The organism is Herbiconiux daphne (genome assembly GCF_024979295.1).
GTDB lineage: Bacteria > Actinomycetota > Actinomycetes > Actinomycetales > Microbacteriaceae > Herbiconiux > Herbiconiux daphnes.
Genome location: NZ_JANLCJ010000030.1, coordinates 1 through 3,998 on the forward strand (window position 1 = coordinate 1; position 3,998 = coordinate 3,998).

Here is a 3,998-nt window from a genome sequence, read left to right on the forward strand (position 1 = left end):
AAACTCGTCAATTCTTCAATTTGTTTAATTTGTTCTTTTGTCATTATTACTCCTTTATGTTAAAAATAAATGTTGATGAATATCTTATAGTTTGTGATTTTGTTCTGATGATAATATCAAGTTTGTTATCTGAATATCTTCAATACAAACAATCTTTTATAATTAATTTTTTTTGTGTTTTTAATAATTTTGGTTTTTTAGATATTGGTGATGAAAAAGTGTTAAAAATTATTTCAATTTTCTTAATTTGTTCTTTTGTCATTACACCTACCCCATAATTTTTGGATTGTTTGTTTCATTGTCCCTCACATAATTTAATACTTGAAGATATTCAAGTTTTGTAAATACAGCTTTTGAAAAAGGTTTTAGATCAGTTTTATAAATAGTGTTATATGCTTTCGTTTCTAGAGTATTTAGAACTTTAAACTTAAAATCTTTAACCAAAACCAAATTAGAATTTAGTTTTTGTCATTTTTCATATTCTGATAAGAATTGTTTTTCACTTAGAAAGTACATTCCACTAGATTGATTTTCTTTTGCATATTTAATAAGATGATCACTAAACATGTCAAGATGTTCTTCTTGTACACGATTAGTTTCTTTAAGTGCTTTAATTAATTCTTTTTTCATGGTTTAACTCCCTCTCAAAATAGTCTCAATTTTGAAGGCGCTTTGAATTCAACAACAGCTTTATCATCAATTCATTCAAATTCAAGTTGTGGATTATTCATAAGCATAAAACATAAACACGCACTACAAACTTTTTCAGACTTAACAATTGCTCTAGGATGTTTTTTACATTCTTTACAAGACATTAGATCACACTGAGCACAATTTTACGAAGCGCATCCTGCTTATTAAGACCTGTTTTTTCTAGATAATTGTTAAATTTTTTAATTTCATCTTGGGTAAGACGCACCGCAAGAGTTGATTTAATTTCTTTTCTTGGTGCTTTTTCATACTTTTTATTCTTCTTCAAAATTGCCATCTTCATCCTCACTTTCAAAATCAGGTTCTTCAACACCTTCAGGTATTTCAGATTTAACCTCATCTTTTTTATTTGCTTTAGCAGCTTTCTTTTCAGCTTTAATCTTTTCTTTTTCAAGGTAAGCTTCAAATTTTAAATAGTTTTCAGATAACTTTTTAAAGTATTCCGAATCAACAATAACATAATTTGTATTGTTATTTTTATTGTGCTGATCTAGTGATTTACTTAAATCATCAATTGATAGTGCACCATGTGTTTTTGCTAATTCCTTAGCACTAACGACAATTTCAACATATCCTTCACCTTTACCTGTTTCAACAATTTTACTAACAACAAATTCTTTTGCTTTATCTTCATTAAAATGATTTTTAGGTACGTAGAATTTCATAGCGTGTAACTCACCATTTTCAAAATTATAAGTAACTTTTCCTTCAACTACAAATGATTTTGCTGAATATTCTTCAACTGATTCAATTGTAAATTCTTTAACTTCTTTTCAATCACTCAATACATTTTTAGTAATTCATTGAGGAATGAAAGTAATATCATGGTAGTATTTACCACTAAAATTTAATTTCATATTATTCTCCTTTGAGGTCTTGCCTCTAACTTATTATAGCAAAATAAAAGAAAGTTGTAGCAACTTTCTCAAAATATTTTTTATTTTAGTTTTAGTGTTTCAATGATGTGATTTTTGAAATCTCTTGGAATTAAGAATTGCACGAATTCTTTTTCTTGTTTTGGGTTTCATTTTTTAGGTTCTGAAATAAAGTGTCCTTTAGTTCCTTCAACAACTTGCAAGTCATTTGCAACCAAGTAAATTTCATCACCTTTTTTAAACGATGCATTTACAAAGCCTTTTAATTTTCCCTTAACATATTCTCTAAAAGTGATTTCAACATCATATGTTACACCTTCATGTTTAAATGAAGTTTTGTAGTCCATAGTGTTCTCCTCTGAGGCATTGCCTCTCTTTTATATTACACTAAATTGATTTAATTTCTTCAATAAATTTAATATTTCCATTTTCATTTTGTTTTTGAGCTGCAGCTAAAAGTTTAATTAATAATGAAAATACTTCGATATTATCAGTTGTTAAATTAAATGAATGTCACGCTTTAACTAAGTTTTCAAGTTGATGTGGTTCTACTAATAATGATCCTGGATATCTAACATTTGAAAGATAGTCAACAACTAACACTGGTTTATTGTTATTGCCCCTAGTTGTTGAAATAAAATTGTGAGGCATTCCATCTTTATCAATTACATAGTACATGGTTAGTGAAATTGTTTGTCTTTCAATATCTGAATAAAACTTAAGATTATATTTAGGATCTATAAAAGTAAAGTCATTTGAATCAATAATATTAAGAAGCTCTTCATTTGAAAATTGTGCACCATATTGACTTTTTCAAACATCATGTTCCATAAGTGAAAGACGATATCCAAGATTATCTTTCTTAGATGAAACTGATTTATAGATTCCCTTTGGAATGAAAATATTAATTGCACCTGTAATTCAATTGAAGAATACAAACTGATCTTTTGTAAGTTTTCCAATTGGAATTCCAAGTTTAGTTAACATCTCATCAGTGTTATCAACATAGTTTGCCTGAAGTATCACTTGTAAATTTGGTCTATGACGTTGAACTGTAGATACAAATGTTGTGAATTTCTCAAATTTATTAGATATTGTCACTGGTGAATTGAATTCTTCTCATGCAAGTAAATCTACATCTGGAAAGTCAATAGATTTGTATTTTCCAATTGTGTTGACATCTCTATAGTATCCAACTTTATTTTTCTTTCCCATGATTTCAACAATGTCAATAGCTTCGGATGATATTCCACCATCAAGTTCTCAACCATTATTTTCAAGTCACCCAATATCAATGTGGGATTTAACTTGAGCTTCAAGTTCGTTTCTTTGGTTACGCATCCATACAAATTTATGTTTTGTTGATATATTTCTTAAAGAATATGATTTACCAATATTACGATCACCTGTACACACAATTATTTTGAAATATTCTTTTAGTAAAGGAATCTCAAGAATATCTTCATAGTGAAAAAAATCACCTTTTCTTTTTCTAAATGCTTTAACAATGTCAAGTTTAATTTTGGCTTCGATTAATTGCCGTTCACTTTCAGACACCAAATTAAGAACACTTTGACGCTCTTGCTTTCATTGCTCATATGAATCCTTAACATCACGATCTTCAAGTGATTTTACAAATTCATCTATTTCTCCAAGGTATTTGTTTATTTCTTCCATATTTAAATTATATAAGAAAACTAAGCCCTAGGAGCTTAGCATAAAACCTCATTGGAGAATAAAGTAATATAAGTTGGTACCAAAATAATTATAAATGAAAAAAGTAGAATTAACTACTTTTCTTCAAGTTTAGTTCTGATATAGTGAATATCACCTTTGATATCTTTAATATCATTGTGAGTTTCTTTATCTAGATCATGTACCTTTTGCTCAAGCTTTGCAACTTTAATGTCAAGATCAGTTTTATAAGTCATGTGTTCTTGTTTAATTTTCTTTGCTCTATTGTGAGAGTGAAAACCTAATAAACCACTAAGACCACCACTTGCTGAGACAGCTGCAATAATTGCCGTTACTATTTCTACATCCATTATTCACCAACCTTAACTCAACCTTGAACATTGTTAAATTCAAATGTAGCACCGTGTTTTGTAAAAATTATTATTCTCATTACTTAACCTCAACTTTAACTTTTTTAGTTTCAAGGTCGTATGAAACAACCATTTCTACTTTACCATTGTGATTAATGTCTGCATATTTAGCAAGACCAAGAATTCATTTAAGAATTAGATGTTTTAGTTTAGTCATTGTGTATCCTTTCGTTTAATCATATTTTAAAGTCGTAATATTTGAGTTTGAGTTTTAGAAATAGGGACATTATTCCTCAATTTCAAACTTGGCAATGATATAGTTAGTTGCATCTTCACCTATAGCAATTGTAGGGATTGTGGTTAAAAT

General features: G+C 28.2%; 7 protein-coding genes. 1 reads left to right on the top strand and 6 read right to left on the bottom strand.

Annotated features, from left to right (window positions below):
- Positions 1 to 278: hypothetical protein (locus N1032_RS22145; protein WP_259542385.1), on the top strand; the 278-nt coding region annotated here is incomplete at its 5' end.
- A 190-nt stretch (positions 279 to 468) separates the two neighbouring features.
- Here the strand turns inward: N1032_RS22145 and N1032_RS22150 are convergent.
- The 6 genes from N1032_RS22150 to N1032_RS22175 form a co-directional block, all read right to left on the bottom strand.
- Entirely contained in the window at positions 469 to 630 is a 162-nt protein-coding gene (locus tag N1032_RS22150) for a hypothetical protein (RefSeq protein WP_163638892.1), read from the bottom strand.
- A 184-nt stretch (positions 631 to 814) separates the two neighbouring features.
- Positions 815 to 988 carry a hypothetical protein gene (locus N1032_RS22155; protein ID WP_259542388.1) on the bottom strand — a complete coding sequence of 58 codons (174 nt, stop codon included), beginning with the start codon at positions 986 to 988 and terminating at the stop codon, positions 815 to 817.
- Entirely contained in the window at positions 966 to 1,376 is a 411-nt protein-coding gene (locus N1032_RS22160) for a Ulp1 family isopeptidase (RefSeq protein WP_259542391.1), read from the bottom strand. Before N1032_RS22160 ends, N1032_RS22155 begins: the two co-directional genes overlap by 23 nt.
- A gap of 359 nt (positions 1,377 to 1,735) precedes the next feature.
- Positions 1,736 to 1,933, bottom strand: a complete 198-nt coding sequence (locus N1032_RS22165; protein ID WP_259542393.1) for a SpoVG family protein — start codon at positions 1,931 to 1,933, stop codon at positions 1,736 to 1,738.
- Between the two features lie 934 nt (positions 1,934 to 2,867).
- Positions 2,868 to 3,143: a hypothetical protein gene (locus N1032_RS22170; protein WP_259542395.1), complete on the bottom strand. Its 276-nt coding sequence runs from the start codon at positions 3,141 to 3,143 to the stop codon at positions 2,868 to 2,870.
- A gap of 233 nt (positions 3,144 to 3,376) precedes the next feature.
- Positions 3,377 to 3,631 carry a hypothetical protein gene (locus tag N1032_RS22175; RefSeq protein ID WP_259542397.1) on the bottom strand — a complete coding sequence of 85 codons (255 nt, stop codon included), beginning with the start codon at positions 3,629 to 3,631 and terminating at the stop codon, positions 3,377 to 3,379.
- Between the last annotated feature and the right edge of the window lie 367 nt (positions 3,632 to 3,998).

Coding starts and splice junctions, on each gene's coding strand:
- N1032_RS22160 (WP_259542391.1), bottom strand. CDS start 1,376: ATGAAATTCTACGTACCTAAAAATCATTTTAATGAAGATAAAGCAAAA.
- N1032_RS22150 (WP_163638892.1), bottom strand. CDS start 630: ATGAAAAAAGAATTAATTAAAGCACTTAAAGAAACTAATCGTGTACAA.
- N1032_RS22165 (WP_259542393.1), bottom strand. CDS start 1,933: ATGGACTACAAAACTTCATTTAAACATGAAGGTGTAACATATGATGTT.
- N1032_RS22175 (WP_259542397.1), bottom strand. CDS start 3,631: ATGGATGTAGAAATAGTAACGGCAATTATTGCAGCTGTCTCAGCAAGT.
- N1032_RS22155 (WP_259542388.1), bottom strand. CDS start 988: ATGGCAATTTTGAAGAAGAATAAAAAGTATGAAAAAGCACCAAGAAAA.